This window comes from Bartonella sp. AP57NXGY (assembly GCF_042195805.1).
Taxonomy (GTDB): Bacteria; Pseudomonadota; Alphaproteobacteria; order Rhizobiales; family Rhizobiaceae; genus Bartonella.
This window is the reverse complement of the sequence record NZ_JBHIOZ010000437.1, coordinates 1-868: the sequence shown is the minus strand read 5'-3', so window position 1 is coordinate 868 and position 868 is coordinate 1. Positions and strand designations below refer to the sequence as shown.

Below are 868 nucleotides of genomic sequence, written 5' to 3'. Positions count from 1 at the left end.
AGCAGCAAGCTTTGGAGCATAACGTGGATGCGTTGGATCTTGAAACGCATAATATTTCTGATCCTTAGTCTCAGCAGAATCATCCTCAGGAAAAAAAAACGCAGGACGTAGACCACGCGACGAAAGCCATTCTTTTAAATCATCAACGAGAACATATGAGGAATATGTCTCTATATAATTAGAAAAACTCGACCATTCTATCTTTAATTGATCGTCTTTTCCTGCCTGAACTATGGCATTATAAGCTCCTCGGAAACAAGCAGTTTTCTCTGATGATACGGAAAGGTTATCTTCGTAAATATCACTCTTTTCTGGTTCCATTTCATCGTGAAACAAACACTTTCCTGGATTTAATCCAACTATTAAAAGCGCTGCCTGCGGTATTGTTAGTTTGTGCAAACCCAAAAACCATTCTAAACTATCATCAATGTCCATAGAGTTCCTCTTTTTTCTGCACAATTTCGCTCTTTTTTAAAAACATCAAAAACGTTTGTTAACGCGTAGAGATTATGCACTTCTCACATTTCAATTCATCCCATACTTTAAATAAAAACACAGCACCCACACTCCTCCTTGTGATACACAAGAAAATGATTTGAATTGATTTAAGATAAGAAGTTTTGAAGTGAGAGAATTTTACTGAATTTTGGGCTTTCATGCAAGATATCAGGCCAGTTACAAGGCGATAAATGCCCCTTCATAAAGCATAAATTTTTATGCGTGATCAAACAATTTGATATGATAATATCTCTGTCATTTATGCACTCCCACCTTTATCTGTCCCTGCAATTACAGCACAAAAGATAATTCGTTACACGCTAACAAATCCACCTAAATGCAAAAGCTGTAACAACGCTAAAATGCGCGT

The 868-nt window shown here is 36.6% G+C and carries 1 protein-coding gene; it reads right to left on the bottom strand.

Annotation, left to right across the window (positions count from 1 at the left end):
* The coding region (locus tag ACFIL8_RS11335; protein WP_375689878.1) for a hypothetical protein at positions 1–435 on the bottom strand (435 nt) is incomplete at its 3' end.
* Between the last annotated feature and the right edge of the window lie 433 nt (positions 436–868).